Below are 26,415 nucleotides of genomic sequence, written 5' to 3'. Positions count from 1 at the left end.
CGCAAAGTTGCAATTTACAGGCCCCATTTCAGCACGTAAAAGCGCCTGGCATCTATTGCTTGGCATGCATCAATCGTTGCCAACAATGCAATTCACAAACAAACCGGAGAGCCGCACCATGCAGACCCATGAGCTACAACTTTCCTTGCGTTCTGATGCGTGGCGGCACCTCCAGGGGCCCCTTCTTCCTGGCCGACTGGCTGCCGCAAGACCCGGCAGAGCGTGACCGCACGTTGATCGCGGCCCTGGGTTCGCCCCACGAGCTGCAGATCGACGGCCTGGGCGGCGGCAACTCGCTGACCAGCAAGGTGGCCATCGTCTCGCGCTCGGCGCATGCCGGCTGCGACGTGGACTACCTGTTCGCCCAGGTCAGCGTGGACGAGGCCCGCGTGGACACGCGGCCCAACTGCGGCAACATGCTGGCCGGCGTGGGCCCCTTCGCCATCGAGCAGGGCCTGGTGCCCGCCAGCCGCACCGGCGACGTGACGCGGGTGCGGGTCTACAACGTCAACACCCGCTCGCGCATCGACGTGCAGGTGCAGACCCGCGGCGGCCGCGTGCACTACGAGGGCGACGTGCGCATCGACGGCGTGCAGGGCACGGCCGCCCCAGTGCTGATGAACTTCCTCGACGCCTGGGGCGCCGTCACAGGGCAGATCTTCCCCACCGGGCAGCGCATCGACACTATCCAGGGCCTGCCGGTGACCTGCATCGACGCCGCCCAGGTGATGGTGCTGGTGCGTGCGGCCGACCTGGGCCTGCGCGGCGACGAGAGCCCTGCCGAGCTCGATGCCGACACCGCGCTGCTGTCCCGCCTGGAGGCCTTGCGCTGCGAAGCAGGTCTGCGCATGGGCATGGGCGACGTCTCGGGCAGCGTGCTGCCCAAGCCGGTGATCGTCTCCGACGGACCGGCGCCCGGCAGCATCGTCTCGCGCTACTTCACCCCCCGGCGCTGCCACCGCTCGCATGCCGTGACCGGCGCCATCGGCGTAGCCGCCGCCCTGGTGCTGCCCGGCACCGTGGCCAGCGACGCGCGCAGCGCACCCAGCGCCGGCACGCGCCGCGTGGAGGTGCTGCACCCGGCCGGCCGCATCCACGTGGATGTCGAACTCGCCCTGGTGGACGGTCAATCCACGCTGGTGCAGGCCGCGCTGGTGCGCACGGCCCGAAAGATCCTGGAAGGCACCTTGTTCGTCGCAGAGACTGCGGCACAACACGCCTGACTTCTCTTTTTCTCATCCACTCACAACGACATGACAGGAGACAAGACCATGACACACCCATCCCCATCGCGCCGCCGCACCCTGGCCGCCGCACTGGCCCTCGCCACGCTGGCCGGCGCACCTCTGGCGGCACACGCTGCCTTCCCCGAGCGCTCCATCACCCTGGTCGTGCCCACGGCCGCCGGGGGCGGCAACGACGGCATGGCGCGCGTGGTAGCGCAGAAGATGTCGCAGCTCCTGGGCCAGTCGGTGATCGTGGAGAACAAGGCCGGGGCCAACGGCGCGATTGCTGCCGAGTACGTGGCGCGCGCCACGCCGGACGGCCACACCATCCTGTTTGGCTACATCGGCACGCACGGCATGAGCCCGGCGCTGCAGAAGCTGCGCTACGACCCCATCACCCAGTTCGAGCCCATCGGCATGGTCTGCTATTCGCCCACGCTGATGGTGGTCAACCCCAAGGTGCCCGCGAAGACCGTGGCCGAGTTCGTGGCGCTCACCAAGGCCCAGCCCACGGCCTACAACTACGCCTCCGCCGGCAACGGCACGGCGCCGCACTTCTCGGCCGAGATGTTCAAGCTCGAGAGCGGCGCGCAGATGGCGCATGTGCCCTACCGTGGCTCGGCCCCGGCGATGAACGACACCATGGCCAACCAGACGCAGGTGATGTTCCCCAGCCTGTTCTCGGCCTCGTCGCATGTGAAGAACGGCAAGCTGCGCGCCCTCGCACTGGCCGGCCCCAAGCGCTCTTCGCTGATGCCCGACGTGCCCACGCTCGAAGAAGCCGGCATCAAGGGCGTGGAGATCACACAGTGGTATGCGCTGTTCGCCCCGGGCAAGACGCCGAAGACGGTGGTGGACCAGCTCAACAAGGCGCTCAACACCGCCCTGGCCGACAAGGACGTGGTGCGGCGCATTGAGGAGCAGGGCGCCGTGGTGGACAGCAGCACGCCCGAGGCCCTGGCCCTGACCGTGCGCCAGGAGTTGGCCAAGTGGCGCGGCGTGGTGCAGAAGGCCCAGTTGACGGCGGATTGATCCCGCTCACAAGAACATTCGATCCGAGGAGACAGCATGAAGAAGACAAACGGCGCCATCTGCGCCCTGCTGGCCTGCGCGCCGGCGTTCGCCCAGACCGCATCGACCAGCCCATCCGCCAGCAGCCTCACGCTCTACGGCGTGGTGGACCTGGGCTTGCGCCACGCGAGCGGGCTCACGGCCGCCAACGCCCCCGCACCGGGCTCGCACCACAGCCTGGGCAGCGGCATTCACACCACCAGCCGCTGGGGCGTGCGCGGCAGCGAGGACATGGGTGGCGGCGCCCGTGCGCTGTTCAACCTGGAAAGCGGCCTCAACGCCGATACCGGTGCTCCCGCCAACAGCGCCAAATACTTCGACCGCGCCTCGTGGGTGGGCCTGCAGGCGGGCTGGGCCACCGTGGCGCTCGGCCGCCAGACCACGCTGCTGGCCGATGCGATCTCGCCCGTGGACCCGCTCTCCATGCGCTTCGCCAGCTTCAACCCCAACATCGGCGTCACGGCGCTGAGCCAGCACGGCCTGGGCACCGAGTACGGCAGCGCGGGCGCCAATACCGGCTCCTACCGGCTGGACAACGCGGTCAAGCTCACCGGCCGCTTTGGCGGCCTCACGGCGCGGGCCATGCTGGGTGTGGGCGAGGTGGCATCGCAGACCTCGGCGCTGTCCTCGCACGGCGTGGGCCTGGCGTATGCGGATGGCGGCTTCACCGTGTCCGGCGCATGGCAGACCTTCAAGGATGCCAACCTGCGACCGCTCGATGCGGCCACGCTGGGCGCTGCGTACCAGTGGGGCAGCGTGCGCCTGGCCGCGAATGCCGGGCGCAGCAAGGCGCAGACGGGCGCGGCCACGCACACCGAACAGCGCGTGCTCTCGGCGGGCGCCACCTGGGCGGTGCTACCGCTGCTGGACCTGACCGCCACCTACTACAAGATCGACCGCACACGCACCGCCGCGGCCGACGATGGCTACGGCCGCATGGTGGCCTTCGCCGAATACAAACTGTCGCGCCGCACGCGGGTCTACGCCGAACTGGACCACACGCGATGGCGCAACGGCTTCCAGGGTGCAGCCAACAAGCGCGTGGCCACCGGTGTTTCCGCCGGGGTCATGCACAGCTTCTGAGCCAGGCCCTACACGAACTTGCCCGTGATGCCGCCGTCCACCACCAGTTCGGTGCCGGTCACGTAGGCCGATGCATCGCTGGCCAGGAAGGCGCAGGCATGGGCCACGTCCCAGGCCGTGCCCATGCGGCCCATGGGCACCTGGCGGGCACGCGCGGCGCGGGCTTCGTCGAGGCTGGTGTCCGAGAACATCCTGGCCACCGTGTTGGCAATGCGCGGCGTGTCGATCAGTCCCGGCACCACGGTGTTGGCGCGCACGCCCTGGCCCGCGTACTGCTGCGCCACCATGCGCGTGAAGTGCGTGACTGCGGCCTTGGTGACGCCATAGGCCAGGTGCGGGTAGCCCAGGTAGCGCATGCCCGCGATGGACGAGATGGTGATGATGGAGCCTCGGCCGCGCTCCACCATGCCGGGCAGCACCTCCTGGCAGGCCAGCAGCAGGCTGCCCACGTTCACGCCGTGGATGCGGTCGAAATCTTCCGCGCTGGTCTCCAGCGGGCCGCCGGTCTTGCCAATGCCCACGTTGTGGTGCAGCACGTCGATGGCGCCGCCAAAGCGCTCGCGCGCCTCGGCGAACAGGCGCTTCACGTCCGCTGCCTCGGCCACGTCGCCCACGAAGGTGGCGGCCGTGCCGCCCTCGGCCTCGATCAGTGCCGTGGTCTCTTCGGCCGAGGCCGCGTCGCGGTCGGCCACGCAAACACTGGCACCCAGGCGCGCGTAGGTCACGCAAGACGCGCGGCCGATGCTCCAGCCCGGGCCGGCCGAGCCACCGCCGGCCACGAAGACCACGCGGCCAGACAGGTCCAGCGGCAGGGCAGGTGGCATATTCTTCGGCGCGTTCATGGTGTCAGCCCCACGGTCATGCCGCCGCACACGTAGACCACCTGGCCGGTGGTGAAGCCCGCGCGCGCATCGAGCAGCGATGCCACGAGGTGCGCCACCTCGTCGGCCTGCCCCATGCGGCGCACGGGGATGGTGTCCAGGATGCGCTGGGTGGCCGGTGCACCGGGCGGGTTCACGCGTTCGAAGAGTTCGGTGGCAATCGGCCCGGGGCCGATGGCGTTGGCGGTGATGCCGTCGGCGCCCAGCTCCAGCGCCAGGGTGCGCGTGAAGCCGTGCACCGCTGCCTTGCTGGCCGAGTAGGCGATGCGCTCGCCCTTGCCCAGTGCGGCGCGGCTGGAGATGTTGACGATGCGGCCGAAGCGCGCCGCGCGCATGGCAGGCAGCAGCGCCTGCACGCAGGCGATGGCGGCGGCCAGGTTGACGGCCATCACCGCCTGCAGGTCGGCACTGGTGGCCGCATCGATGCCGGCCGGGCGCACGATGCCCGCGTTGTTCACCAGCCGGGTGATGGCACGCTCGGCCACGGTGCGTGCCAGCGCGTCGCGCAGCGCAGCCTCGTCGGCGAGGTCCACCTGCACGAAGGTCTCCCGATCTGAAATGGCCTCGGGCGCAGCGATGTCGAAGTTCACGACCTGGAGGCCATCGGCCATCAGGCGCGCGGCTACAGCACGGCCTATGCCGCGACTCGCGCCGGTGACGAGCACCGTACCTTCATTGGCGCTCATGCCTGGCCTTCCTGGCCCGCTCCCCCGACGAAGGGGATCGCGTGCTCGATGGTGTCCCAGATGAAGCGGCCCGAGGGGCTGTGCTGCTCTTCGACGATGTGCGCCACCAGGCCGGCCGCGCGCGATATCACGGCAAAGCCGCGCATCACCGCCGTGGGCACGCCGATCTCGCCCAGCAGCGCGGCCACCGCGCCCGTGGCATTGATGGTGATGGCGCGGCCCGCCACCTCGTCGACCGCCTGGGACAGGGTCTCCAACGCGCGGATCTTGTCGCCCTTCAGTTCGGCCTCGGCGCGGCCCATCTCCAGCAGCTTGTAGGCGCGCGGGTCCACCGGCTTGTGCAGGTGGTGGCCGAAGCCTGGCACCGGCGACTTCAGGCCCTTGTAGTGCCGCGCGATGGCCAGTGCCTCGGCAGCGGGGTCGGCTGCGGCCGCGATGCGGTCGAGCAGGCCGGCGCAGTTCTCCATGGTGCCCACGAAGGAGCTGCCCACGGCCAGCAGGCCGGCCGATATGGCGCCCTGCAGGTTCTCGGGCGCGCTCATGTAGATCAGGCGCGTGGCGATGGCGCTGGGCGTGAGGCCGTGCTCCATGAGCACGATGAGCACCACGTCGGTGATGCGCAGGTCCACGCCGCGCGGCGCGCGGCCCAGGATCTGCATCAGCATCACCTCGGTGAAGGTCTTCTTTCCCATCAGGTCCTCGACCAGGTTCGCATCGCGGTAATGCAGGCTGGTGAGGGTGTGGGTGCACAGGCTGGTGACGGGGGTCTTGGAAACGGTGGTGGTCATGTGAATGGCTCCTTCAGGCGGTTGCGGCCAACGCGGCATCGCGCACGGCGGACTTGAGCACCTTGCCCACGGGCGAACGGGGCAGGCTGTCGTGAAAATGGATGTGCTTGGGCGTCTGCACCGGGCCCAGGCGTTCGCGTACGAAGGCGATCAGCTCGGCCTCGCTGGCCTGCTCGCCGGCTCGCAGCTGCACGGCGGCCTGCACGGTCTCGCCCCACTTGTCGTCGGGCAGGCCGAACACGGCGCATTCGTGCACGGCCGGGTGCTGGCCCAGCGCGTTCTCCACGTCCACTGGGTAGACGTTGAAGCCGCCGGTGATCACCATGTCCTTGAGGCGGTCCTTGAGGTAGAGATAACCGCGCCCGTCGATGAGCCCGCGGTCGCCGGTGTGCAGCCAGCCGTCCACCAGTGTTTCGGCAGTCTTCTCGGGCAGGCGCCAGTAACCGGTCATCAGCAGATCGCCGCGCGCCACCACCTCGCCCACCTCGCCGGTGGGCAGCAGGCGGCCATCGGGGGCCATGATGGCCACGTCGCTGAACCAGGTGGTGCGGCCCACGGCAGCCCAATTGGCAGGGTCTTCGAAGTCCCCAGGCTGCATCACGGTGAGGATCTGCGGCGCCTCGGTCTGGCCATAGGTCGTGCCCAGCACCGGGCCGAAGAAGTCGCGCACCTGGCGGATCTTCTCGGGCGGCATGGGTGCGCCGCCATAGATGAGCCGGCGCAGGCGCGGAAAGTCTGCGCGCGAAGCGCCCGGCAGCGCCATCAGCATGTAGACCAGCGTGGGCGGCATGAAGCACACCGTGCCGCCGCGCTCGCGGAAGGCCGTGCGCACCGCCTCGGCCCCCGCGCCGCCCAGCACCACGTGGCAGCCGCCCTGCGCCAGGATGGGCAGCAAGTAGGTGGAGGTGCCATGCGTGATGGGCGCGGCCACGATGTAGCGCTCGTGCTCGTCGAAGCCCCAGGCATGGATCTGGTTGCTGATGTTGGCCATCCACGCGCGGTAGGGCTGCATCACGCCCTTGGGTGCGCCGGTGGTGCCGCCCGTGAACTTGATGGCCTGGGTGGCGTCGTCCGGCAGGTCGATCACGGGGCGCTGCGCGCCCGCATGCACGGCGGCCAGATCCGCAAGCCCTGCGGTCGGCACCCGGGCACCCGGTGCGCCTTCGAGCAGGTCGGCGCAGGCCGTGTCGAACACCAGGATGGAGGGCTCGGTCGCGTCGACGATGCGCCGGATCTCGGGCCGGGTGCTCTTGGGGTTGAGCGGCACCCAGACCTTGCCGCAGGCCAGCACGGCCAGCAGCGCGGCGATGTGGTCGGCGCTGTTGCCCGCGCAGATGCCCACGCGGCTTTGCGGCGCTGGGTCGAGCGCCGTGAGGCCCGCAGCGAGGGCCGCCACGCGCGCGGCCAGCGCGTCGTAGCGGATGGCGCCCTCGGGCGCGTCGATGGCAATGCGGTCGGGCCAGCGCTGGGCGGCGCGCCAGAAGAAATCGATGGGGAACATGGAGGGCAGGGTCGTGGTGGGTGATCGGATCGCTTATTCCGCCGTTGCGCCGGAGGCCTTGACGACTTCACGCCAGCGCTTGATCTCGGCGGCGGCAAAGCTGCGCATCTTGTCGGGCGTGCCGGAGTCGGGCGTGGCGGCCAGCTCCTGCAGGCGGTTGCGCACCTCGGGCAGGGCCAGCACCTTGTTGAGGGCGGTGTTGAGCTGCTCGACCACGGGGCGCGGGGTGCCCGCAGGCGCGGCCAGCGCGAACCACGACTGCACGTCGAAGCCCGCGTAGCCCGACTCGGCCAGCGTGGGCACGTCCGGCAGCAGGGGCGAGCGCTGGGCGCTGGTGATGGCAATGGCGCGCAGCTTGCCGGCCTGCACATGCGGCAGGGCCGAGGGTGTGTTGTCGAACATCGAATCCACCTGGCCGCCTAGCAGGTCGGTGACGGCCGGGGCGCTGCCGCGGTAGGGCACGTGCAGCATCTTGAGCTGGGACTGCATCTTGAACATCTCGCCCGAGAGGTGGATGGACGAGCCGCTGCCCGAGGACGCGAAGGTGATGCCGTCCTTGGACTCCTTGGCGTAGCGCACGTAGTCGGCCAGGTTCTTCACCGGCAGCTTGGGATTGACCACCAGGATGTTGGGGATCTTGGCGATCATGCCGATGGGCTCGAAGTCCTTGACCGGGTCGTAGCCCAGCTTGGGGTACAGCGAGGCGTTGATGGTGTTGGCGATGGTGTAGACGTACAGCGTGTAGCCGTCGGCCGGCGCGCGTGCCACGTTCTCGGCACCCACGTTGCTGTTGGCACCCGCCCGGTTGTCCACCACCACGGGCTGGCCAAGCTGGTCGCCGAGCTTGATGGCGACCAGGCGCGCGATGACGTCGGTGGCGCCACCGGCCGCATAGCCCACGACGAGCTTCACGGGCTTGGTCGGCCAGCTGGCAGTCTGGGCGTGCAGCGGCAGCGCTGCGGTGCAGGCGATGGCAGCAGCCAGGGCCAGAAGGCGCCGGCGCGGCGCGGTGGTGGTATGAGAGGTCATGTCTTGTCTCCTTGGAGTGTCTGAAATCCCGTCTTGGCGCCCCTGCGGCGTGGCTCTGCGGCACACTGCACGCTGGTTGCGTTGACCGGTAAATTCTTTCCCATGCCTTCTCGTCCTGCGAATCGAAACGTTCACCTGCCGGACGTTTTATCCTCCACGGCACCAGACGGTGAGCCTGTGGACGACCCCGGTAGCCGCACGCTGCGACGTGGCCTGCAGGTGCTGGACGCCGTGCTCGCCAGCGGCCGCGAGGGCCTGCGCGTGGTCGACCTGTGCCGCGCGGTGGGGCTGGAGCGCGCCACCGTCTACCGCCTGCTGGCCACGCTGCGCGAAGGCGGCCACGTGGCCCAGCGCGGGCGCTTTCGCTACGTGGCCGGACCCCGCATGGCCGCCATGGCCGCACCCGCCGCGCTGCCCAACATGTCCATGCGTCTGGCGCCCGTGCTGGAGCGCGTGAGCCGGGCCTGCGGCGATGCAGCCTTCGCCATCGTGCGCGAAGGTGCCGCCTCGCACTGCATCGCGCGCCATGTGGGCACGCACCCGGTGCAGATCCTGGTGATCCAGGTCGGCACGCGGCAGCCCCTGGGCGTAGGCGCGGCCGGCCTGGCGCTGCTGGCGGCTCTGCCTGACGACGAGGTGGACGCCGCCATCGCGGCCAACGCACAGGAGCTGCCACGCTACGGCGGCATGACACCCGAGCGCCTGGCCATCCTGGTGCGCGCCACACGCGAGCGCGGCTGGTCGGTGGTGGGCAACCATGCCACCCAGGGCGTGCTGGCTGCGGGCATAGCCGTGCGCAACGCCGAGGGCGCACCCGTGGCCGCCATCAGCGTCGCCTCGACGCTGGACCGCATGCCGCGCGAGCGCCAGCAGCTGATTGCGCGCTGGATGCGCGAGGCCCTGGCCGCGCTGCTGCCGGGCGGGGTGTGAGAACATCTCCACCCATCACATGCCGTGATGGCCGCGCACGGCCCAAGGAGCACCGATGGAGCTGAGACAACTGCGCTACTTCGTGCGCGTCGTGGAGCGCGGCTCCATGAGCCGCGCCGCGCTCGACCTGGACGTGGTGCAGTCGGCCCTGAGCCAGCAGATCACCCGGCTCGAAGGCGAGCTGGCCACCCGGCTGCTGCACCGCACACCGCGCGGCGTGGCCCCGACCGAGGCCGGCCTGGCCTTCTTTCGCGAGGCCCAGCTGACCCTGCGCCATGCCGAGCAGGCCGTGCGCGCGGCGCAGCAGGCGCGGCTGTCGGGCACCGTCACCGTGGGCCTGGCGCCCACCACGTCGGGTGTGCTCGGCCTGCCGCTCATGCAGGCCATGCGCGCCCGCTACCCGGACGTGCGGCTGCACATGGTCGAAAGCATGTCGGGCCACCTCACGGACATGCTGCATGCCCGCCAGCTCGACCTGGCGGTGCTGTTCGACACCCGCCTGCACCAGGCGCAGCAGTCGGGCACCGGGCGGCGCTGGCAGGTGCTGCCGCTGCTGGAGGAGGACCTGTTCCTGATCTGCGCGCGTGGCGGCCCGGGCGCGCGGCGCCTGCCCGAGACCATCACCGTGGCCGAACTCGGCGACGAGCCGCTGATTCTGCCCACCGGCCCGCACGGCCTGCGCAGCACGCTGGACACCGCCTTCGCGCGCGACCGCGTGGCCCCGCACGTGGTCCTGGAGGTCGACTCCCTGGCCATGGTGATGGCTGCGGTGGACGCGGGCCTGGGCTCCACCCTGCAGCCCTGGGCGGCCATGGGCCGCTACCCCGATGCGGCCCAGCGCTTCCAGTGTGCGCGCCTAACCGATGCACCCGCGCGCCGCGTGAACCTGCTGTGCAGCCTGTCGGAGGATGAACTCTCGCCCGCCGCACTGGCTGCGCGCGTGGTGGTGGCCGACTGCGTGCGCACTCTGGTGGGGGCAGGGCAGTGGTTCGGCACCACCCTGATCGAGAACGCCCCAGCCATCACGATCCGTGATACCTCAATGACCTGAATCTGCTGCACAGCTTGCAGCGGTCTGCCTAAAGTGGAGCCACCACGAAATGCGGCGGAGCCACCGCCCAGGCCAGGAGACACGATGATGCGCAGGACGAGCCCCCACGCGCCCCGCCGGGGGGAGCACTGACCCATGGAGACCACCACCCCCGACGTGCTGGTGATCGGCGGCGGCAATGCCGCGCTGTGCGCCGCGCTGATGGCACGCGAGGCCGGTGCCAGCGTGCTGCTGCTGGAGGCCGCCCCACGCGCATGGCGCGGCGGCAATTCGGCCCACACGCGCAACCTGCGCTGCATGCACGATGCGCCCCAGGACGTGCTGGTGGAGGCCTACCCCGAGGATGAGTTCTGGCAGGACCTGCTCAAGGTGACGGGCGGCCTGACCGACGAGCACCTGGCACGCCTGGTGATCCGCGCCTCGGGCACCTGCCGCGACTGGATGCGCCGCCACGGCGTGCACTTCCAGCCCTCGCTGGCCGGCGCGCTGCACACGGCGCGCACGAATGCCTTCTTCATGGGCGGCGGCAAGGCGCTGGTGAATGCCTATTACCGCAGCGCCGAGCAGCTCGGCGTGCAGGTGCGCTACGAATCCCCCGTGGACCGCATCGAGACCGAGGGTGGCCGCTTCGTCGCCGCGCACTGCAACGGCCAGCGCATCCGCGCTCGCGCCTGCGTGCTGGCCGCGGGCGGCTTCGAGTCCAACCGCGAATGGCTGCGCGAGGCCTGGGGCCAGAACGAGCGCGGCGAATGGCCGTCGGACAACTTCCTGATCCGAGGTACGGCCTACAACCGCGGCGTGCTGCTGCGCCACCTGCTGGACGAGCACGGTGCCGACCGCATCGGCGACCCCACACAGGCGCACATGGTGGCCATCGACGCGCGCGCGCCGCTGTACGACGGCGGCATCTGCACCCGCATCGACTGCGTCTCGCTGGGCGTGGTGGTCAACCAGCAAGCCGAGCGCTTCTACGACGAAGGCGAGGACTTCTGGCCCAAGCGCTACGCCATCTGGGGGCGCCTCGTCGCCCAGCAGCCCGGGCAGATCGGCTACTCCATCATCGACAGCCAGGCCATCGGCCGCTTCATGCCCCCCGTGTTCCCAGGCGTACAGGCCGACAGCCTGCCCGAACTGGCACACAAGCTGGGGCTCGACGAAAAGACCTTCATGCACACGCTGGACAGCTACAACGCGGCCTGCCGTGTAGGCCGCTTCGACCACACGGCGCTCGACGACTGCCACACCGAGGGCCTGGCACCCTCCAAGACGCACTGGGCACGACCCATAGCCACACCGCCGTACTACGGCTACGCCCTCAGGCCCGGGGTGACCTTCACCTACCTGGGCCTGCGCACGGACGACACCGCCGCTGTGCACTTTGGCGGTCAGGCCAGCCTGAACCTCTTCGTGGCCGGCGAGATGATGGCCGGCAACGTGCTGGGCAAGGGCTATACCGCCGGGGTGGGCATGTCGATCGGCACGGCCTTCGGGCGCATCGCGGGCACCAACGCGGCGCGCGCAGCCCTGGGTACGGCAATTGCGAAGGAGGTCGCCCATGCAGTCGCTTGATGCCCTGGTGCAGGATGCGCGGGCCCTGGCCGGTGGTGCCGTCGTGCCGCTGTCAGCCCCCGAGACCGAGGTCGCGCGCCAGATGCAGATCTGCAACGCCTGCCGCTACTGCGAAGGCTTCTGCGCCGTGTTCCCGTCCATGACGCGCCGCCTGGAGTTCGGCAAGGCCGACATCCATTTCCTGGCCAACCTGTGCCACAACTGCGGCGCCTGCCTGCATGCCTGCCAGTACGCGCCGCCACACGAGTTCGCGGTCAACGTCCCCCAGGCCATGGCCAAGGTGCGCAGCCAGACCTATGCCGACTACGCCTGGCCGCCGGCCCTTGGCGCGCTGTACCAGCGCAACGGGCTCACGCTGGCGCTGGCCCTGGTGGCGGGGCTCACGCTGTTCCTGTTGCTTGCAGTGGTGCTGCAGGGCCAGGGCCTTGCAGCGCTGTGGAACGGCGGCCTTCAGGGCAACTTCTATCGGTTGTTCCCGCACAACCTGCTGGTGGGCCTGTTCGCGCCCGTGTTCCTGTTTTCCACGCTGGCCCTGGCCCTGGGCGTGCGCCGCTTCTGGCGCGACGTGTCGCCCGCCACCAGCGGCGCCCCGGTGAGCCCCCCCGCAGCAGCGGAAGCCACGGGTGCCGTGCTGCGCCTCAAATACCTGGACGGTGGCCACGGCCAGGGCTGCCACGACGAGGACGATGCCTACACCCTGCGGCGCCGGCGTTTCCACCACCTGACCTTCTACGGCTTTGCGCTGTGCTTTGCGGCCACCAGCGTGGCCACGCTCTACCACTATGCCTTCGGCTGGGCCGCGCCCTACGACCTGCCCAGCCTGCCCAAGCTGCTGGGCGCCGTGGGCGGCACCAGCCTGGCGCTGGGCACGGCGGGCCTGTGGCACCTGAACCGCCGACGCCACCCGCAGCACGGCGACGCCGCGCAGAAACCCATGGACCTGGCCTTCATCGCCCTGCTGTTCCTCACCAGCACCAGCGGCCTGGCGCTGTGGCTGGCGCGCGGCACCCCGGCCCTGGCCCTGCTGCTGTGCCTGCACCTGGGCGCGGTGATGGCGCTCTTTGCCACCCTGCCCTACGGCAAGTTCGCCCACGGCATCTTCCGCACGGCAGCGCTGCTGCGCCACGCGGTGGAAAAGCGCCAGCCCAGCCACATAGGTCTGCGCGATGACTGATTCCCCAAAAGACCCAAGAAGGAGACCCCCGATGAACATCCACCCCCTGCTGCGCCCCCTGGCGCTGGCCGCATGCACCCTGGCGCTGGTCGCGCCGGTCAAGGCCCAGGACTTCCCGCCGAAGAAGCCCGTCACCCTGGTGGTGGGCTTTGCGGCCGGTGGCGCGGCCGATGCGGCGGCCCGGTTGATCGCCAAGAAGCTGGGCGAGAACATTGGCCAACAGGTGGTGGTGGACAACAAGGGCGGCGCGGGTGGCAACATCGCGCACCAGTTTGTCGCGAACGCGGTGCCTGATGGCTCGGTGCTGCTGCTGGGCTCGATCGGCCCGCTGACCATCGCCCCGCACCTGATGAAGCTGCCCTACGACCCGTTCAAGGACCTGGCGGCGGTATCGGGCGGCGTGAACTTTCCCAACGTGCTGGTGGTGCACAAGGCGACCGGTGTGAAGACGCTGGCCGAGTTCGTGCAGCTGTCCAAGAAGAATCCCGGCAGCGTGGACTTCGCCTCCACCGGCGCGGGCTCGGCCTCGCACCTGGCGGGCGAGCTGTTCAACCAGCGCGCAGGCATCGACATGGTGCATGTGCCCTACAAGGGCGGTGCCCCTGCACTGCAGGACCTGCTGGGCGAGCGCGTGGCCTCGTATTTCTCGGCCCCACCCACAGCCATGCCCCATGTCGAGGCGGGCCGGCTGGTGCCGCTGGCCACCACCGGGCTCACGCGGCCGGCCTATCTGCCCGGCATCCCCACGGTGGCCGAATCGGGCTTTCCGGGCTTTGAGGCGCTCAACTGGTATGCCTTCGTGGCGCCCGGCAAGACGCCTGCCGCGCTGCTGGACCGCTGGAACCGAGAGATCGTGGCCGTGCTCAACGACCCGGTGGTGAAGGAGGCGCTGGACAAGCATGGCCTCACACCGCAACCGACGACTCGCGCCGAACTCACGGCTTTCATGAAGAAGGAATCGGCCCAGTGGGCGGCCATCATCAAGGAACGCAAGCTGACAGCGGAGTAGAAGCCGGCAGGTCGGCACGCACCAAGCCGTCGCGCAGCATCCAGGCCAGCCACTGCGCCAGCACCTCGGGCGCCGGCAACAGGCCCTGGGCCTGCAACAGCGCGCAGGTCTGCTCCACCGAAGCACCGGCCTGCAGATGGCGCACCCAGTCGGCCTCCTGCGGCTCCAGCGTGCGAAAGTGCGGCTGCTGGCCCTTGCGCCATACGAGCAGGGTGGCCGGCTCCGGCAGGGTCAGCGCCTCAGGTACCTCCTCGTCCGCATGGATGGCGTTCCACAAGGCCACAGCGTTGGTGGTCAGCGGGCGCAACAGCGCGCTGGGGTGCAGCACGCCGCCTTCGGCCAGCCAGTGGCCGGCCGAAGGTGCGGCGGCCGCGTCCAGCGCCGGCACGTCGGCCCCGTCGAAGCGCGTGCGCAGGTCCCAATCGAGCTGGGCCAGCTCATGCAACTCAGGGTTGTCGGGATAGAGCGCGCGCAGGGTGCCGACAAAGCCCTCGCCATAGCGGTTGAGGCTGCGCGCCGTAGGCGGGTGCGCCACGGCATGCTGGCGCGCGTGGTCTTCGAACGTATCCGAGCCCAGGTAGAGCCAGGTCTTGGCGTAGGTGTCGGCCAGCACCTCGGCCAGCCGCGCGCGGTAGGCATGGTGGTAGATGCCCAGGCGCCCCGCGACAGGTGCCTCGGCGTCCAGGGCCTGCATGGGCTCGGCCAGGATGCGGTCCGCCAAGTCCCGCTGCAACGCCTGCAGCTGGGGTGCGAAGCACAGCGGAGAGAACGGCCAGGGCTCTGCGGCCGGTGCTGCGGCCCCAGCACCGGCCGGCGGCACATGGACCGCAGCCACGGAGCGGGCCATCGCCATTTCATCGAGCAGCTCGGCCAGCGGCGGAATGTGGTCGTCGCGCTCGACCATGGTCGCCACGGCGCCGAAACGCTCGCAGGCCCGCGCATACAGGTCCCACACGGGCTGGGCCACGGGGTGGTCGTGCGTATCGATGATATGGTCACCCTGGTCCGAATGGCCGGCCAGGTGGATCTGCTGTACGCGGTGCGCGGGCAGCGCATCAAGGTAGGTGAGCGGGTCGAAGCCGTGGTTCACGCTGCTCACGTAGATATTGTTCACATCGACCAGCAGCAGGCAGTCGGCCTCCTGCGCGATGTGGGCCAGGAACTGCCATTCGCTTGCGCTGTCGCCGGCATAGCGGATGTAGCTGGAGACGTTCTCCAACACCAGCCGGCGGCCCAACACGTCCTGCGCGCGGCGGACCTGCGCGATCACATGGCGCGCCGAGGCATCGGTATAGGGCAGCGGGTACAGGTCGTGCAGTTGCTGCTGCGGCCCGGGGCCGATCCAGCACAGGTGGTCCGATACCCACAGCGGCTCAATGCGCTCGGCCAGCGCCTTCACTTGGCGCAGGTAGGCAATGTCCACGCCCTGCGCCGCACCGATGGACATGGCCACGCCGTGCATGGCCATGGGGTAGTCGCGGCGCAGCGTGTCGAGCACCGCCAGCGGCTTGCCGCCCTCGATGAGGTAGTTGTCGGTGATGATCTCCAGCCAATCCAGCGGCTGCGGGTCGGCCAGAAAATCCGCGTAGTGGGCGGTGCGCAGGCCCAGGCCGAAGCCGGTGCCGCGCACGGCGATGGGGTCGTGTGCCATGGCTGATAGGTTGATGCTTCGTGCGCTCTGCTACGCCCAAGGCCAATGAAACTGTCACGGCCCAGGCCAATGCCGCCGTGCAAGGGCCGCCCCGCCGCAGGGGCGGCGTCCCCCTTCAAGGGGGAAGGCGCGAAGCGACTCAGGGGGTCAACCTTTGATATCGCCGATGGTGCCCTTTTCGCTCAGGCACTGGGCAGCGGTCTTGGCCTTGAAGCCGTGGCCCTTGCAGGCATTCTGGCCCTTGCAGCTGTGCTCGGCGGTGGAGCAGTCGCTGTTGCCCTTGCAGTCGTGCACGTTGTAGCAGTGCACCTTGTCGTTGGCAGCGACGGCCCCGCCCTTGGAGCCCTTGGGGGCATCGGCGGCAAAGGCACCGGAGGACAGGGCCAGCAGGGCGGCGGCCAGGGCGAGGGAAGCGGCGGATGGGTTCGAGGTGGACAGCATGGTGGAAGACTCCGTAAAGGTGAGGGAGGGTCGAAACAGGGGGTTTCAGATCGCACGGCGCCGTGCTCTCTGCCTGTTACTTCGCTCCATCCACCGCGCGGGTTACATGCGGCGCCACAAATATTTGCGGCGCATTCCGCGTCAGCCCGAGGTCTGGGTCACCGAAATGTCGGTATGCACCAGCGACACCGGGTAGCGCTGGCCCGCCAGGTAGTCGGCCAGGCACTGCAGCAGCAACGGGCTGCGGTGGCGCTCGGGGCAGGCGCGGATTTCGTCGGCCGTCATCCACACGGTGCGCACGATGCCTTCGTCCAGCGTGCGCCAGGTGTGGTGCGTGCCCAGCGATCCGGCAAAGGCAAAACGCAGGTAGGTGAGGTCGTCGCCCGTGCGCGTCTTGGTGAAACGGTTGAGGTAGACCCCGATCAGGTGCGTGGGCTCGAAGTCGAACGCCGTTTCCTCGAGCACCTCGCGTGCGCAGGCACTGGCGGGCGACTCACCGGGGTCCAGGTGGCCGGCTGGGTTGTTCAGCTTGAGGCCATCGGTGGTTTCTTCCTCCACCAGCAGGAAGCGGCCATCGCGTTCGATCACGGCAGCCACGGTGACATTGGGTTTCCAGCGGTTCGGCATGCCAGCCATTATGACCACGGCCTGCGACAGATGCCCGGCCCGTGGCGCCGTTCACACAGGCCCAATGGCGTACGCAAGGCGCTGGCTAGGACGCCAGCGTTCGCACCATGTACACGGCCCCCTCGCCGTAGCTTGCCAGCCGCTCACACTGCAGTGCATCGGCCAGCGGCTGCACGGCATAGCCATGTCGCTCCCAGTAGCCCTGCGAGCCCTGCACCGAGACCAGGGCGGTGTGGCGCAGGCCCCAGGCCGCGCCCTGCGCCCACAGCGGTGCCAGCAGCGCCTGCGCCAGGCCCTGGCCCGCGCAAGCCGGCAGCACCGCCATGTCGTGCAGGTACAGGGTATCGGGCGCGCCGGCCGGGCCCTCGAAGTCGCCGTGCAGCGGCGTAACCTTGCCCTGCACCGAGCGGTAGGCCGCCAGGTAGGCGCAGACCTGGCCGGCGCGTTCGAGCACCAGCGAGCAGTTGACCGGGCTGGCGAGCCGGCGCGCAAACACCTCGCCGCTTTCGACAAAGCCCGCGCCATAGCAGGCCAGCTGCACTTGCAGCAGGCCCGGCAGGTCGTGCAGTTGCAGCGCGCGCGGTGCACCGGGAGAAGAAGGGGAAGCGGTGGAGTTCAGCATGCAGACACCGCATTATCCCGGCCGCGCCCCTGGCGCATGACCTGCCATGTCATCGACGCCGGCAGGGCAGCCGCGAAGAATGGCTTGCGTCGGATGCCTGCCTGCATCCGCCACCCTTTGTTTCTATTCCGTTCGTTCAACTTCTCTGGAGCAGCCGCCATGAACACCGTCGAATCCCCTGTCCTGAACGCCGCCAACTCGGCCTCCCGCATCGCCGCACGTTACCTGAGCGCGTGGAACGCCACCGACAGCCGCGAGCGGGACCGCCTGGTGCGCGAGGCCTTCAGCAGCGAGGTGCACTACCTCGACCCGATGATGGAAGGCCGGGGCCACGATGGCATGGCGGCCCTGATCGCGGGCGCGCAGCAGCGTTTTGCCGGTTACCGCTTCGTGCTGCTGGGCACGCCCGAGGGGCACCACAGCGTGGTGCGCTTTTCCTGGGCGCTCGCGGCCCCGGGGGCCGAACCCGTGGCGCGTGGCACCGACGTGGCCGAGGTGGACGCCGACGGGCGCCTGCGCCGTGTCACCGGCTTTCTCGACTACGTCGCGGGCTGAGCTTCAGTGCGGGAGCACGGGGGGTTGCACGAAGTCTTCAAGGGACAGGCCCTTTTCCTTGAGCAGGGCTTCGAGCACGGGCTGCAGCCGGCCCAGGCTTTCCTGCACCGCTTCGCGCACCGTGTCCACCACCACCTGGGTGCTGCGCTCGATCTCGATGTTCAGGCGGTCGCCGGCCTTCTTGCCCTCGAACACCGTGGCGCGGCGGGTCTCGGGGATCAGCCAGACCTCGAACCAGCCTTCGGAGCGGTTCACTTCCGACACGGTGAGGCTGGCGCCATGGATGGCGATGTAGCCCTTGGCGAACACATACCTGCGGAACTCGGGCGGCACGGCCACGCGCCACACCAGGTTGTTGTCGAACTCGCGCACGCTGGCCAGCGTGCCCGAAAAATCGATGTGGCCCGACAGCGGGTGGCCGCCGATCTCGGCACCGTCCTTGGCCGCGCGCTCCACATTCACGCGGTCGCCCTTGCCATAGCTGCCCAGCGTGGTGATGTTCAGGCTCTGCTGCATCACGTCGAAGTTGGCCTGTGTGGGCGAGAGGATCTCGGTCACCGTGAGGCACACGCCATCGGTGGAAACACTCGCACCAATGGCCAGGTCCTGGCAGAAGCCCTCGGGGAAATCGAGCGTGAAGGTGCGCAGGCCTGCGCGGTCATGGATGGCGGCAATGCCTGCCGTGGCTTGAACGATGCCTGTGAACATGGTGGCGCGGCTTTCAGGATGTGGCCGCCGATTTTGCCACCCGGCCTCGCACCGTGCTGCCCGCCATACAAAAGGGCTGCCTTCGGGGCAGCCCTTTTGCACAGGAAGCGTGGTGCTTACTTCGCGCGCAGCAGTTCGCCCACATCCAACAGCACGAGCTCGTTGTCATCGGCCTTGTTCGGCTCGCGGCTGGAGCTGAAGGGCAGGTTGTTGTCGTTGCCGACCACGATGTGCGTGCCATCCACCACGTCCACGTTCTCGATGGTGAAGAAGGGGAAGGTGAGCACGCCGTTGTTCAGCGGCTTCTTCGCCAGGCGTTTCGGGTCCTGGATGGACATCAGGTCGATGTAGCCAACCTTGCGCAGCGGGCCACCGACGTTGGCGTCGGTCAGCTCAATCTTGTAGACGCGTTTGAATTTTGCCAGGTCGTGGAAGCAGTCCGTGCGCTTGACGCCTTCGGGGCAGGCCTTGTCGGCCGTGCCTTCGCCGTTGTCGCGCTCGATGATCAGGCCGGTGGTGGCGTCGATCATGTTGAAGTCGCCGATGGCGTGGTGGTTGGCTTCGAGCACGTACTTCCAGTGGCGGCCGGTCCATTGCTCGGCCTTCACGTCGAACTCCAGCACGCGCAGGTACGGCTTGCCGTCCACGGCTTCGTAGGCCTTGCCGGCCTCGTTCCACAGCGGGCCTTCGAGCAGGGCGTAGAGCTTGCTGCCGTCCTTGGACGAGGCCATGCCTTCATAGCCTTTGGAGCGCTTGACCTCGAAGGCAGGGGCCTTGGCGTCGGGCGCGCCGGCCGTGGTGATGGCCGGGTGGTCGGGCGAGCGCACGAGCTTGCCGTCCACCTGCGTTTCGAACACGGCGAGCACGCGGCCCGAAAGGTCGGCCTTGATCAGATAGGGCCCGAACTCCTCGCCGATCCACAGTGCGCCACCGGCGAACTGGAAGCTCTCGGGATCGAAGTCCGCGCCCGTGAGGTAGCGCTTGTCCGTGCCTTCGTGGGTGATGCGAAACGGCACCTTCTTATCCGGGTCGTGCAGGAACACGGTGGCCAGGCGGTTGAACTGGCCGGCCTTGAAGTCCACGCTGTAGTGGCTCAGGTGCAGCATGAAATCGGGCGAATTGGCCTTGGCGCCGGCGCCGTTGTCCGTGAGGATCCAGAACGAGCCGTCGGCCATGCGCTTGATGCCCGAGTGGCCCTGCAGCGGCTGGCCCGCGAACGGCAGCGAGATGCCGGTAGGGCGGCCACCCGAGAGGCCTTCGACCGAGCCCAGTGCCTCCACGCGCTTGCCCGTGGTGAACTTGCCGCTGGTCTGCAGGTCATGCGGCGCGTCCTTGGGCGCTGGCACCAGGCTGATGGCGGGCATCACGGCATGGCCGGCCAGCGTGGCGGGGTAGGCCTGCTGGGCCTGGGCCGTGGTGGAAGCGGCGGCGCACGCCAGCAGGGCGCAGGCGGCGAGGGTGGAGAGTCGGGACATGGTCACTCGCTGCAAATGTAAGTAAAGCGGCGACGATGCCCGGTCCGCGTGACGGGCCCGTGACATCGGCCCACACGGCGGCAGCCACTAGCCTTCGATGTACACCGCAGTCCCTACCACCACCCGGTCGAACAGGTCCGCCACATCGGCATTGGCCATGCGCACGCAACCGTGCGACGCCGGCGCGCCCAGGGGCGTGCCGTCCGGGCAGCCGTGGATGTAGATGTACCTGCGCAGCGTGTCCACCGCGCCACCGCGGTTGACGCCCTGCTCGCAGCCCGCGAGCCACAGGATGCGGCACAGGATCCAGTCGCGCCCCGGGTGCTGCAGGGCCAGTTCGGGGGTGAAGACTTCGCCCGTGGGCCGGCGCCCCACGAAGACGGTGGCGGTATCGCAGCCCGCGCCCACCTTGGCGCGCACGCGGTGCAGGCCGCGCGGAGTGCAGCCGCTGCCGTTCAGCTCGCCCACGCCGTGCAGCGCGGTGGAGACGGCATAGCTGCGCACCAGCGCATCGCCCGCGTACAGATGCAGCTGCTGGCGCGGCACGCTGATGTGCACGTGCACGCCGCCGGGCCCTGCCTGCGTCATGGCGACGGTGCGGGCGGCAGGTAGGCGCCGGTCGCGAAGAGCTGCGCCTCGGCGCTCTCGATGCGGCCGATGCCAGGCTTGCCGGCACGGCTGACCAGCAGCCCCAGCAGTGCCTCCGACAGGGCCTGCGCACCCGCGATGGAAGGAAAGAACGAGGGGCTTTGCGTGGAGAACAGCAGCACCTCGTGCGCCAGCAGGGCCAGCGGAGAGGCGGGCGAATCGGTCAGCGCCAGCACCTGACAGCCCGCTTCGCGCGCCTGGCGCGCCACGGCGATGGCCTCGCGCGAATAGGGGCTGAAGCTGATGACCACCACGGTATCGCCCTTGTGCAGAGCGCGCAGTTGCATCTCCAGCGAGCCACCCATGCCATCGAGCAGGTGCACGTTGTCGCGGAACAGCCGGTACACGTACATCAGCGAATAAGCCACTGGGTGGCAGGCGCGAAAGCCGGCCACGTGCACGGCGCGCGCCTTCTCCAGCAGCGCGGCGGCGCGCGGCAGGGCCTCGCCGTTGGCATGCTCAGTGGCGTCCAGGTTCTGGTGGTGCACCGCGAAGATCTCGCCGGCCAGGCCGCCGCCGTCGCGCGCGCGGTCCACCAGGCTGCGCGCCTTGTGCGCATAGGGCTCCGATCCCAGGCCCATGTCCTGCACCAGCGCTGCCTTGAGTTCGGGCCAGCCGTCGAAGCCGAGCAGTTGCGCAAAGCGCACCAGCGTCGCGGGCGGGATCTCCACGCGCGCGCTCACCGTGCGCATGGAGGCGGTCACCACATCGTTGGGGTGCTCCAGCACGAAGCGCGCGGCCTTCTGCTGCGTGGCGGTCATGCCGTCGAACCGGGCTCGGAGGGTGTCTTTCAGGCCCATGGCGGGTGGCGGTGCGTGCGCAGGAGTGGTGGTCGCAGCACTGTAGCGGATCGCCCCATGGGGCAAGTGTTCCGCCTTGCCGCAGCATAAAAACATATGTTCCATTTAATTTGTTTTCACGGTACATTTGTTCCATCACTATTCGCACCTGTTCCGGAGACCCTGGCATGACCCACGTTTTTCACCGCCACCTTCTGCACACTCCGCCCGTGGCCGTGGGCGGGCAGGGCATGTTCCTGCGCGATGCTGCGGGGCGCGAGTACCTCGATGCATCAGGCGGTGCGGCCGTGTCGTCCCTGGGCCATGGCCACCCCGACGTGCTGGCCGCCATGCACGCGCAGATCGACCGCCTGGCCTATGCCCATACCAGCTTCTTCACCACCGAGGTGGCCGAGCAACTGGCCGAGCAGCTGGTGCGCACCGCCCCGGCCGGCACCAGCCACGCCTATTTCGTGAGCGGCGGCTCCGAGGCCGTGGAGGCGGCGCTCAAGATGGCGCGCCAGTACTTCGTGGAGATCGGCCAGCCCGAACGCACGCACTTCATCGCGCGGCGCCAGAGCTACCACGGCAACACCCTGGGCGCACTGGCCGTGGGAGGCAACGCCTGGCGGCGCGCGCCGTTCGCGCCCCTGCTGGTGCAGGCCACGCATGTGGCGCCTTGCTACCCCTACCGCGAGCAGCATGCCGGCGAGACGCCTGAGGCCTATGGCCTGCGCCTGGCGCGCGAGCTGGAGGAGACCATCGTCGCACATGGCCCGCGCACGGTGCTGGCCTTCGTCGCCGAGACGGTGGGGGGCGCCACGGCCGGCGTGCTGACCCCCGTGCCCGGATACTTCAAGGCCGTGCGCGAGGTCTGCGACCGCCATGGCGTGCTGCTGATCCTGGACGAGGTGATGTGCGGCATGGGCCGCACCGGCACCCTGCACGCCTGCGAACAGGAGGGCGTGGTGCCCGACCTCATCACCGTGGCCAAGGGCCTGGGCGGCGGCTACCAGCCCATCGGCGCGGTGCTGGCGCAGCGGCACATCGTTCAGGCCATGTCGCAGGGCAGCGGCTTTTTCCAGCACGGCCACACCTACCTCGGTCACCCGGTGGCCTGCGCCGCGGCGCTGGCGGTGCAGCAGGTGATAGCGCGCGACGGCCTGCTGGCCAAGGTGCGCGAGGACGGCGCCTTCCTGGGCCAGGCGCTGCGCGATGCGCTGGGCCAGCACCCACACGTGGGCGATATCCGTGGGCGCGGCTTCTTCTGGGGTGTGGAGCTGGTGGCCGACCGGGCCAGCAAGGCGCCGTTCGACCCCGCGCAGAAGGTGCACTCGCGCATCAAGAAGAAGGCCATGGACCTGGGCCTGCTGTGCTACCCCTTCGGCGGCACGGTGGACGGCAACGTGGGCGACCACGTGCTGCTGGCCCCGCCCTACATCGCCTCGCGCGAGCACCTCGTGTCCATCGCCGCGCTGCTGGCCCAGACCATCGACGCCGTGACCCTGAGCGCCGCGCTGCCGCGCCAGCCCAGCCCCTGCTGATCTCCATCTCCCGAACCATCCCTGCCCCTCCCCTGACCTGACCTGACCTGAAAGGTGCTCCCATGCCGATGAAGACCCTGACGAAGACGCTGCTCCCCGCCACCCTGGCGCTGGCCACGCTGCTGGCCTGTGGAACCGCCCAGGCCCAGAGCCCCGCGGGCGGCACGCTCAAGAAGATCCGCGACAGCGGCTCCATCACCTACGGCCACCGCGAGGCCTCGTTCGGCTTTTCGTACCTGGACGGGGGCGGCAAGCCGGTGGGCTACAGCATCGACATCTGCAACCGCATCCTGGAGGCGATCAAGGCCGAGCTCCAGCTGCCGCAGATCGCCGTGAAGTACCAGAACGTGACCTCGCAGAACCGCATTCCCCTGGTCACCAACGGCACGGTGGACATCGAATGCGGCTCCACCACCAACCTCATTGAGCGCCAGCAGATGGTGGCCTTCTCGCCCGACATCTTCCGCTACAACGTGCGCATGGCCGTGCGCGCGGACTCGGGCATCAAGGGCGTGGCCGACCTGCAGGGCAAGTCGGTGGTGGCCACCAGCGGCACCACCTCGCTGCGCCTGCTGCGGGAGGCGGACAAGGGCAAGAACCTGGAGATCACGCAGCTGGCGGGCAAGGACCACGCCGATTCATTTCTGATGGTCGAGACGGGCCGCGCCGCCGCCTTCGTGCTCGACGACATCCTGCTCGCGGGACTCATCGCCACCCACCGCAGCCCCAAGGACTTTGCCATCGTGGGCGAGAGCCTGCGCACCGAGAACCAGTCGCTGATGTTCCGCAAGGACGACCCCGAATTCAAGGCCCTGGTGGACCGCGTGGTCACGGGCATGATGAAGTCGGGCGAGATGGAAAAGCTGTACACCAAGTGGTTCATGGCACCCATCCCGCCCAAGAACGTGAGCATCAACTACCCGCTGAACGCCGAGACGCGCGACGCCTTTGCCAACCCCAGTTCCAAGGGCATCTGAGCCCCGCCGCCTTTCCCACCATGACCCGCATCGCCCTCATCCACGCCCTGGCCCACTCGGTTGCGCCCATCAACACCGCCTTCGTGCAGGACTGGCCCGAGGCCGTGCGCATGAACCTGCTGGACGACAGCCTCTCGGCCGACCTGGCGCGCGACGGGCGGGGCCTGGATGCCGCCATGCACGCACGCTTCGAGGCGCTGGCCACCTATGCGGTGGGCACGGGGGCGGATGGCATCCTGTTCACCTGCTCGGCCTTCGGGCCCTGCATCGAGCGCGTGGCGGCGCTGTACCCACAGATCCCGGTGCTCAAACCCAACGAGGCCATGGTCGAGCAAGCCGTGGGCGCGGGCCGGCGCATCGGCCTGATTGCCAGCTTCGCACCCACCCTGCAGTCCATGCCGCCGGAGTTTCCGCCCGGCACGCCACTGCAACTGGCCCTGGCCGAGGGCGCGATGGCGGCCCTGAACGCGGGCAACGCCGAGTTGCACGATAGCCTGGTGGCCGCGCAAGCGCAGCGCCTGCAGCGCGAGGGCTGCGAGGTGATCGCGCTGGCGCAGTTCAGCATGGCCCGCGCGCGCCAGCTGTGCGAGGCGGCCACCGGCCTGCCGGTGCTGACCACGGTGGACAGCGCGGTCAGCGCGCTCAGGCGCAGGCTGGCGCTCGCCTGAAGCAGTTCAGCCGGCAGCCACGAGCCCGGCGGCATGGCCGCGCGTGAACGCCTCTTCGAACACCGAATAGCCAGACCAGTCGCTGTGTGCGAACGCCAGGCGTGCCGTGGCCGGCGTGGGCAGCACGCCCACTCGCTCGCCGCTGGCCAGGCGCACGCGCTTGTCGGGCGCCCGGTAGCGGCCCGGCTGGTGCAGCCAGCCCAGCAGCCCGGGTGTGGGGATGGACATGGCGTGGCCGTAGCGCGTGATGTCCACGCGCGTGGCGCGCTCGGCCAGGTCGGGATGCGGGCCGGCCATTGACTGCATGGCCGCCTGCGCCCAGTGGGCCCAGGGCTGGGTGGCCAGTTGCTGGCGGCCATCGGGCAGATCGCCCAGGGCCTGGTAGTAGGTGAGCACCGTGGGCCCCGGGCGCGGGTCCAGGCGCTGGTGGCCGGCGTCCACATAGCCCAGGCCGCCCGGGTTGGCATCGGCATACAGCACGTTGTCCCAAGCGGGCGCGGCACCGGCGCGGTCGGTCAGCGGCGCATCGATGTGGATGTTGGCCACCAGCCACGGCGCCCAGGACAGGCGCTGCGCTGTTTCGGTGAGAAAGGCCGGCGGGTTGCGCACCACGCGTGCAGCCAGGAACAGGGGCAGCGCCACCACGCAGCGCGGCGCCTGCCAGCGCTCGACATTGCCCGAGGCATGGTTGAGCGCCTCCACCTCCACGCCATGGCGCCCCTCGGTGATGCGCAGCACGCTGGTGCCCGTGGCCAGTTGCCCGCCTTCGCGCAGCGGCACCGCCAGGCGCTGCGTGAGCCAGCCATTGCCCTCGGGCCAGGTGAGTACGCCCTCGCGGTCATCGGTGCCCGCATCGCCCGGCGCATGAAAGCCATGGCGGCTGGCGAAGTAGTGGATGCCGGCCCAGGCCGATACGCGCGCCATGCCCGCACCGTAGTCGTCGCGGCAGCAGTAGTCCAGGTACCAGCGCAGGTGTGCATCGTCCAGCCCCTCCTGCGTGAGCCAGGCGCCGAAACTCAGGGCGTCGAGCGCCTGGTGCGTGGGCGACAGCGGCCGCTTGCCATCGAAGGCCTTGAGCATGGGCATGGTGAAGCGCGCCGCCTTGGACAAGGCATCCACCCGCTCCGAGAACCGGCGGTACTGGGCCAGCGTGGCCTCGTTCACGCCCTGCACCGGCAGCAGGCCCTCCTGCCATTCACCCTCGAAGTAAAGGCGCTCCTGCGGGCTATGGCACAGGTGGCGCTCGTCGTAACGCCAGCGCCCAGCCACGCGCTGGCGCAGGCCCAGTTCTTCGAGCAGGTCCTGCACCTCGCCCGCGTCGTCGCCGGGCACGGGCAGGTAGTGCGCGCCCATGGGGCAGGCGATGCCGCCGACCACACCGCCGCGGCTGTTGCCGCCAGGCTGGTCTTCGAGCTCCAGCAGCGCAAAGTCCTCCACCCCGGCCAGGCGCAGCGCGCGCGCCGCGGCCAGCCCTGCCACGCCGCCGCCGGCGATGATGACCTGCGCACGCCGCACCACGGAAGGCTCGGGCAGGCGGCCCTTTTGCAGCAACTCGCGCAGCGCATGGCCGCGCTCCATGTCGATGCCGGCAAAGCCACCATCGAGTGTGCGCGGCACCTTGTCGCAACCCTGCAGCAGTCCGCCTGAGGCGAACAGGGCGCCAGCCTGTAGCAGCTGCCTGCGGCGTGGTGAGGGCGGAGAAGAGGGGGGCGCAAGGGACAT

The 26,415-nt window shown here is 69.4% G+C and carries 26 protein-coding genes; 12 read left to right on the top strand and 14 right to left on the bottom strand.

Annotation, left to right across the window (positions count from 1 at the left end; genetic code table 11):
- The first annotated feature begins 128 nt into the window (after positions 1-128).
- From ASE28_RS33040 to ASE28_RS13645, 3 genes are read left to right on the top strand one after another with little or no spacing between them, the layout of a single operon-like run.
- The gene (locus tag ASE28_RS33040; protein ID WP_057266976.1) at positions 129-1,223 is read left to right on the top strand and encodes a 4-oxalomesaconate tautomerase; all 1,095 of its coding nucleotides are present in this window, start codon (positions 129-131) and stop codon (positions 1,221-1,223) included.
- A 48-nt stretch (positions 1,224-1,271) separates the two neighbouring features.
- Positions 1,272-2,258, top strand: a complete 987-nt coding sequence (locus tag ASE28_RS33035; protein ID WP_057266975.1) for a tripartite tricarboxylate transporter substrate binding protein — start codon at positions 1,272-1,274, stop codon at positions 2,256-2,258.
- A gap of 36 nt (positions 2,259-2,294) precedes the next feature.
- Positions 2,295-3,380, top strand: coding sequence for a porin (locus ASE28_RS13645; RefSeq protein WP_057266974.1), 1,086 nt, complete (start codon positions 2,295-2,297; stop codon positions 3,378-3,380).
- Positions 3,381-3,388: 8 nt separating this feature from the next.
- Here ASE28_RS13645 and ASE28_RS13640 read toward each other — a convergent pair whose 3' ends face one another.
- Genes ASE28_RS13640 through ASE28_RS13620 form a run of 5 tightly spaced genes read right to left on the bottom strand, consistent with a single transcriptional unit; the run spans position 3,389 to position 8,265 of the window.
- A complete protein-coding gene (locus ASE28_RS13640) occupies positions 3,389-4,222 on the bottom strand; it encodes an SDR family NAD(P)-dependent oxidoreductase (protein WP_235516116.1) in 834 nt (277 codons plus the stop codon).
- Positions 4,219-4,947 carry an SDR family oxidoreductase gene (locus ASE28_RS13635; protein ID WP_057266972.1) on the bottom strand — a complete coding sequence of 243 codons (729 nt, stop codon included), beginning with the start codon at positions 4,945-4,947 and terminating at the stop codon, positions 4,219-4,221. The genes ASE28_RS13640 and ASE28_RS13635 overlap by 4 nt, the downstream gene beginning before the upstream one ends.
- A complete protein-coding gene (locus ASE28_RS13630; RefSeq protein WP_057266971.1) occupies positions 4,944-5,735 on the bottom strand; it encodes a citryl-CoA lyase in 792 nt (263 codons plus the stop codon). The genes ASE28_RS13635 and ASE28_RS13630 overlap by 4 nt, the downstream gene beginning before the upstream one ends.
- A gap of 13 nt (positions 5,736-5,748) precedes the next feature.
- Positions 5,749-7,236, bottom strand: a complete 1,488-nt coding sequence (locus ASE28_RS13625; protein WP_057266970.1) for a class I adenylate-forming enzyme family protein — start codon at positions 7,234-7,236, stop codon at positions 5,749-5,751.
- Positions 7,237-7,269: 33 nt separating this feature from the next.
- Positions 7,270-8,265: a tripartite tricarboxylate transporter substrate binding protein gene (locus ASE28_RS13620; protein ID WP_057266969.1), complete on the bottom strand. Its 996-nt coding sequence runs from the start codon at positions 8,263-8,265 to the stop codon at positions 7,270-7,272.
- Positions 8,266-8,367: 102 nt separating this feature from the next.
- On the opposite strand from ASE28_RS13620, the gene ASE28_RS13615 reads away from it, so the two are divergent.
- From ASE28_RS13615 to ASE28_RS13595, 5 genes are all read left to right on the top strand, one after another.
- On the top strand, positions 8,368-9,195 hold the full coding sequence (locus ASE28_RS13615) for an IclR family transcriptional regulator (protein ID WP_057266968.1): 828 nt from the start codon (positions 8,368-8,370) through the stop codon (positions 9,193-9,195).
- Positions 9,196-9,250: 55 nt separating this feature from the next.
- Positions 9,251-10,246: a LysR substrate-binding domain-containing protein gene (locus ASE28_RS13610; protein WP_057266967.1), complete on the top strand. Its 996-nt coding sequence runs from the start codon at positions 9,251-9,253 to the stop codon at positions 10,244-10,246.
- A gap of 135 nt (positions 10,247-10,381) precedes the next feature.
- Positions 10,382-11,815, top strand: a complete 1,434-nt coding sequence (gene tcuA, locus ASE28_RS13605; protein ID WP_057266966.1) for an FAD-dependent tricarballylate dehydrogenase TcuA — start codon at positions 10,382-10,384, stop codon at positions 11,813-11,815.
- The gene (gene tcuB / locus ASE28_RS13600; RefSeq protein WP_057266965.1) at positions 11,802-12,989 is read left to right on the top strand and encodes a tricarballylate utilization 4Fe-4S protein TcuB; all 1,188 of its coding nucleotides are present in this window, start codon (positions 11,802-11,804) and stop codon (positions 12,987-12,989) included. The genes tcuA and tcuB overlap by 14 nt, the downstream gene beginning before the upstream one ends.
- Before the next feature lie 31 nt (positions 12,990-13,020).
- Positions 13,021-13,998 (top strand): tripartite tricarboxylate transporter substrate binding protein, encoded by a 978-nt coding sequence (locus ASE28_RS13595; protein WP_057266964.1) that lies wholly within the window; start codon positions 13,021-13,023, stop codon positions 13,996-13,998.
- Here the strand turns inward: ASE28_RS13595 and ASE28_RS32490 are convergent.
- From ASE28_RS32490 to ASE28_RS13575, 4 genes are all read right to left on the bottom strand, one after another.
- Positions 13,970-15,649, bottom strand: coding sequence for a DUF692 family multinuclear iron-containing protein (locus tag ASE28_RS32490; protein ID WP_162262251.1), 1,680 nt, complete (start codon positions 15,647-15,649; stop codon positions 13,970-13,972). The two genes, ASE28_RS13595 and ASE28_RS32490, sit on opposite strands and share 29 nt — an antisense overlap.
- 147 nt (positions 15,650-15,796) lie before the next feature.
- Entirely contained in the window at positions 15,797-16,090 is a 294-nt protein-coding gene (locus ASE28_RS13585; RefSeq protein WP_007850748.1) for a hypothetical protein, read from the bottom strand.
- 141 nt (positions 16,091-16,231) lie between these two features.
- Positions 16,232-16,717 (bottom strand): NUDIX hydrolase, encoded by a 486-nt coding sequence (locus ASE28_RS13580; RefSeq protein ID WP_057267301.1) that lies wholly within the window; start codon positions 16,715-16,717, stop codon positions 16,232-16,234.
- A gap of 85 nt (positions 16,718-16,802) precedes the next feature.
- Positions 16,803-17,339, bottom strand: a complete 537-nt coding sequence (locus ASE28_RS13575; protein WP_157421964.1) for a GNAT family N-acetyltransferase — start codon at positions 17,337-17,339, stop codon at positions 16,803-16,805.
- Between the two features lie 159 nt (positions 17,340-17,498).
- On the opposite strand from ASE28_RS13575, the gene ASE28_RS13570 reads away from it, so the two are divergent.
- On the top strand, positions 17,499-17,894 hold the full coding sequence (locus ASE28_RS13570) for a nuclear transport factor 2 family protein (RefSeq protein ID WP_057266963.1): 396 nt from the start codon (positions 17,499-17,501) through the stop codon (positions 17,892-17,894).
- A gap of 3 nt (positions 17,895-17,897) precedes the next feature.
- Here the strand turns inward: ASE28_RS13570 and ASE28_RS13565 are convergent, their stop codons facing one another.
- The 4 genes from ASE28_RS13565 to ASE28_RS13550 all read right to left on the bottom strand — a co-directional run bounded on the left by ASE28_RS13565 (position 17,898) and on the right by ASE28_RS13550 (position 21,525).
- Complete coding sequence (locus tag ASE28_RS13565) at positions 17,898-18,602, bottom strand: riboflavin synthase (protein ID WP_057266962.1); 705 nt, start codon at positions 18,600-18,602, stop codon at positions 17,898-17,900.
- 116 nt (positions 18,603-18,718) lie between these two features.
- Positions 18,719-20,077, bottom strand: coding sequence for an esterase-like activity of phytase family protein (locus tag ASE28_RS13560; RefSeq protein WP_057266961.1), 1,359 nt, complete (start codon positions 20,075-20,077; stop codon positions 18,719-18,721).
- Between the two features lie 87 nt (positions 20,078-20,164).
- The gene (locus ASE28_RS13555) at positions 20,165-20,665 is read right to left on the bottom strand and encodes a L,D-transpeptidase (protein ID WP_057266960.1); all 501 of its coding nucleotides are present in this window, start codon (positions 20,663-20,665) and stop codon (positions 20,165-20,167) included.
- Positions 20,662-21,525, bottom strand: coding sequence for a MurR/RpiR family transcriptional regulator (locus tag ASE28_RS13550; protein ID WP_057266959.1), 864 nt, complete (start codon positions 21,523-21,525; stop codon positions 20,662-20,664). The genes ASE28_RS13555 and ASE28_RS13550 overlap by 4 nt, the downstream gene beginning before the upstream one ends.
- Positions 21,526-21,692: 167 nt before the next feature.
- Between ASE28_RS13550 and ASE28_RS13545 the strand changes: the two genes are divergently transcribed.
- The 3 genes from ASE28_RS13545 (at position 21,693) to ASE28_RS13535 (ending at position 24,693) form a co-directional block, all read left to right on the top strand.
- Positions 21,693-23,048 (top strand): aspartate aminotransferase family protein, encoded by a 1,356-nt coding sequence (locus ASE28_RS13545; protein ID WP_057266958.1) that lies wholly within the window; start codon positions 21,693-21,695, stop codon positions 23,046-23,048.
- A gap of 62 nt (positions 23,049-23,110) precedes the next feature.
- On the top strand, positions 23,111-24,025 hold the full coding sequence (locus tag ASE28_RS13540) for a transporter substrate-binding domain-containing protein (protein ID WP_157421963.1): 915 nt from the start codon (positions 23,111-23,113) through the stop codon (positions 24,023-24,025).
- A gap of 20 nt (positions 24,026-24,045) precedes the next feature.
- Positions 24,046-24,693 carry an aspartate/glutamate racemase family protein gene (locus ASE28_RS13535; RefSeq protein ID WP_057266957.1) on the top strand — a complete coding sequence of 216 codons (648 nt, stop codon included), beginning with the start codon at positions 24,046-24,048 and terminating at the stop codon, positions 24,691-24,693.
- Between the two features lie 6 nt (positions 24,694-24,699).
- Here ASE28_RS13535 and ASE28_RS13530 read toward each other — a convergent pair whose 3' ends face one another.
- Complete coding sequence (locus tag ASE28_RS13530) at positions 24,700-26,415, bottom strand: FAD-dependent oxidoreductase (protein ID WP_157421962.1); 1,716 nt, start codon at positions 26,413-26,415, stop codon at positions 24,700-24,702.

It is taken from the genome of Acidovorax sp. Root219, from assembly GCF_001428665.1.
GTDB lineage: Bacteria > Pseudomonadota > Gammaproteobacteria > Burkholderiales > Burkholderiaceae_C > Acidovorax.
Note: the sequence above shows the minus strand (reverse complement) of the source record. Positions and strands in the feature narration are given on the sequence as shown.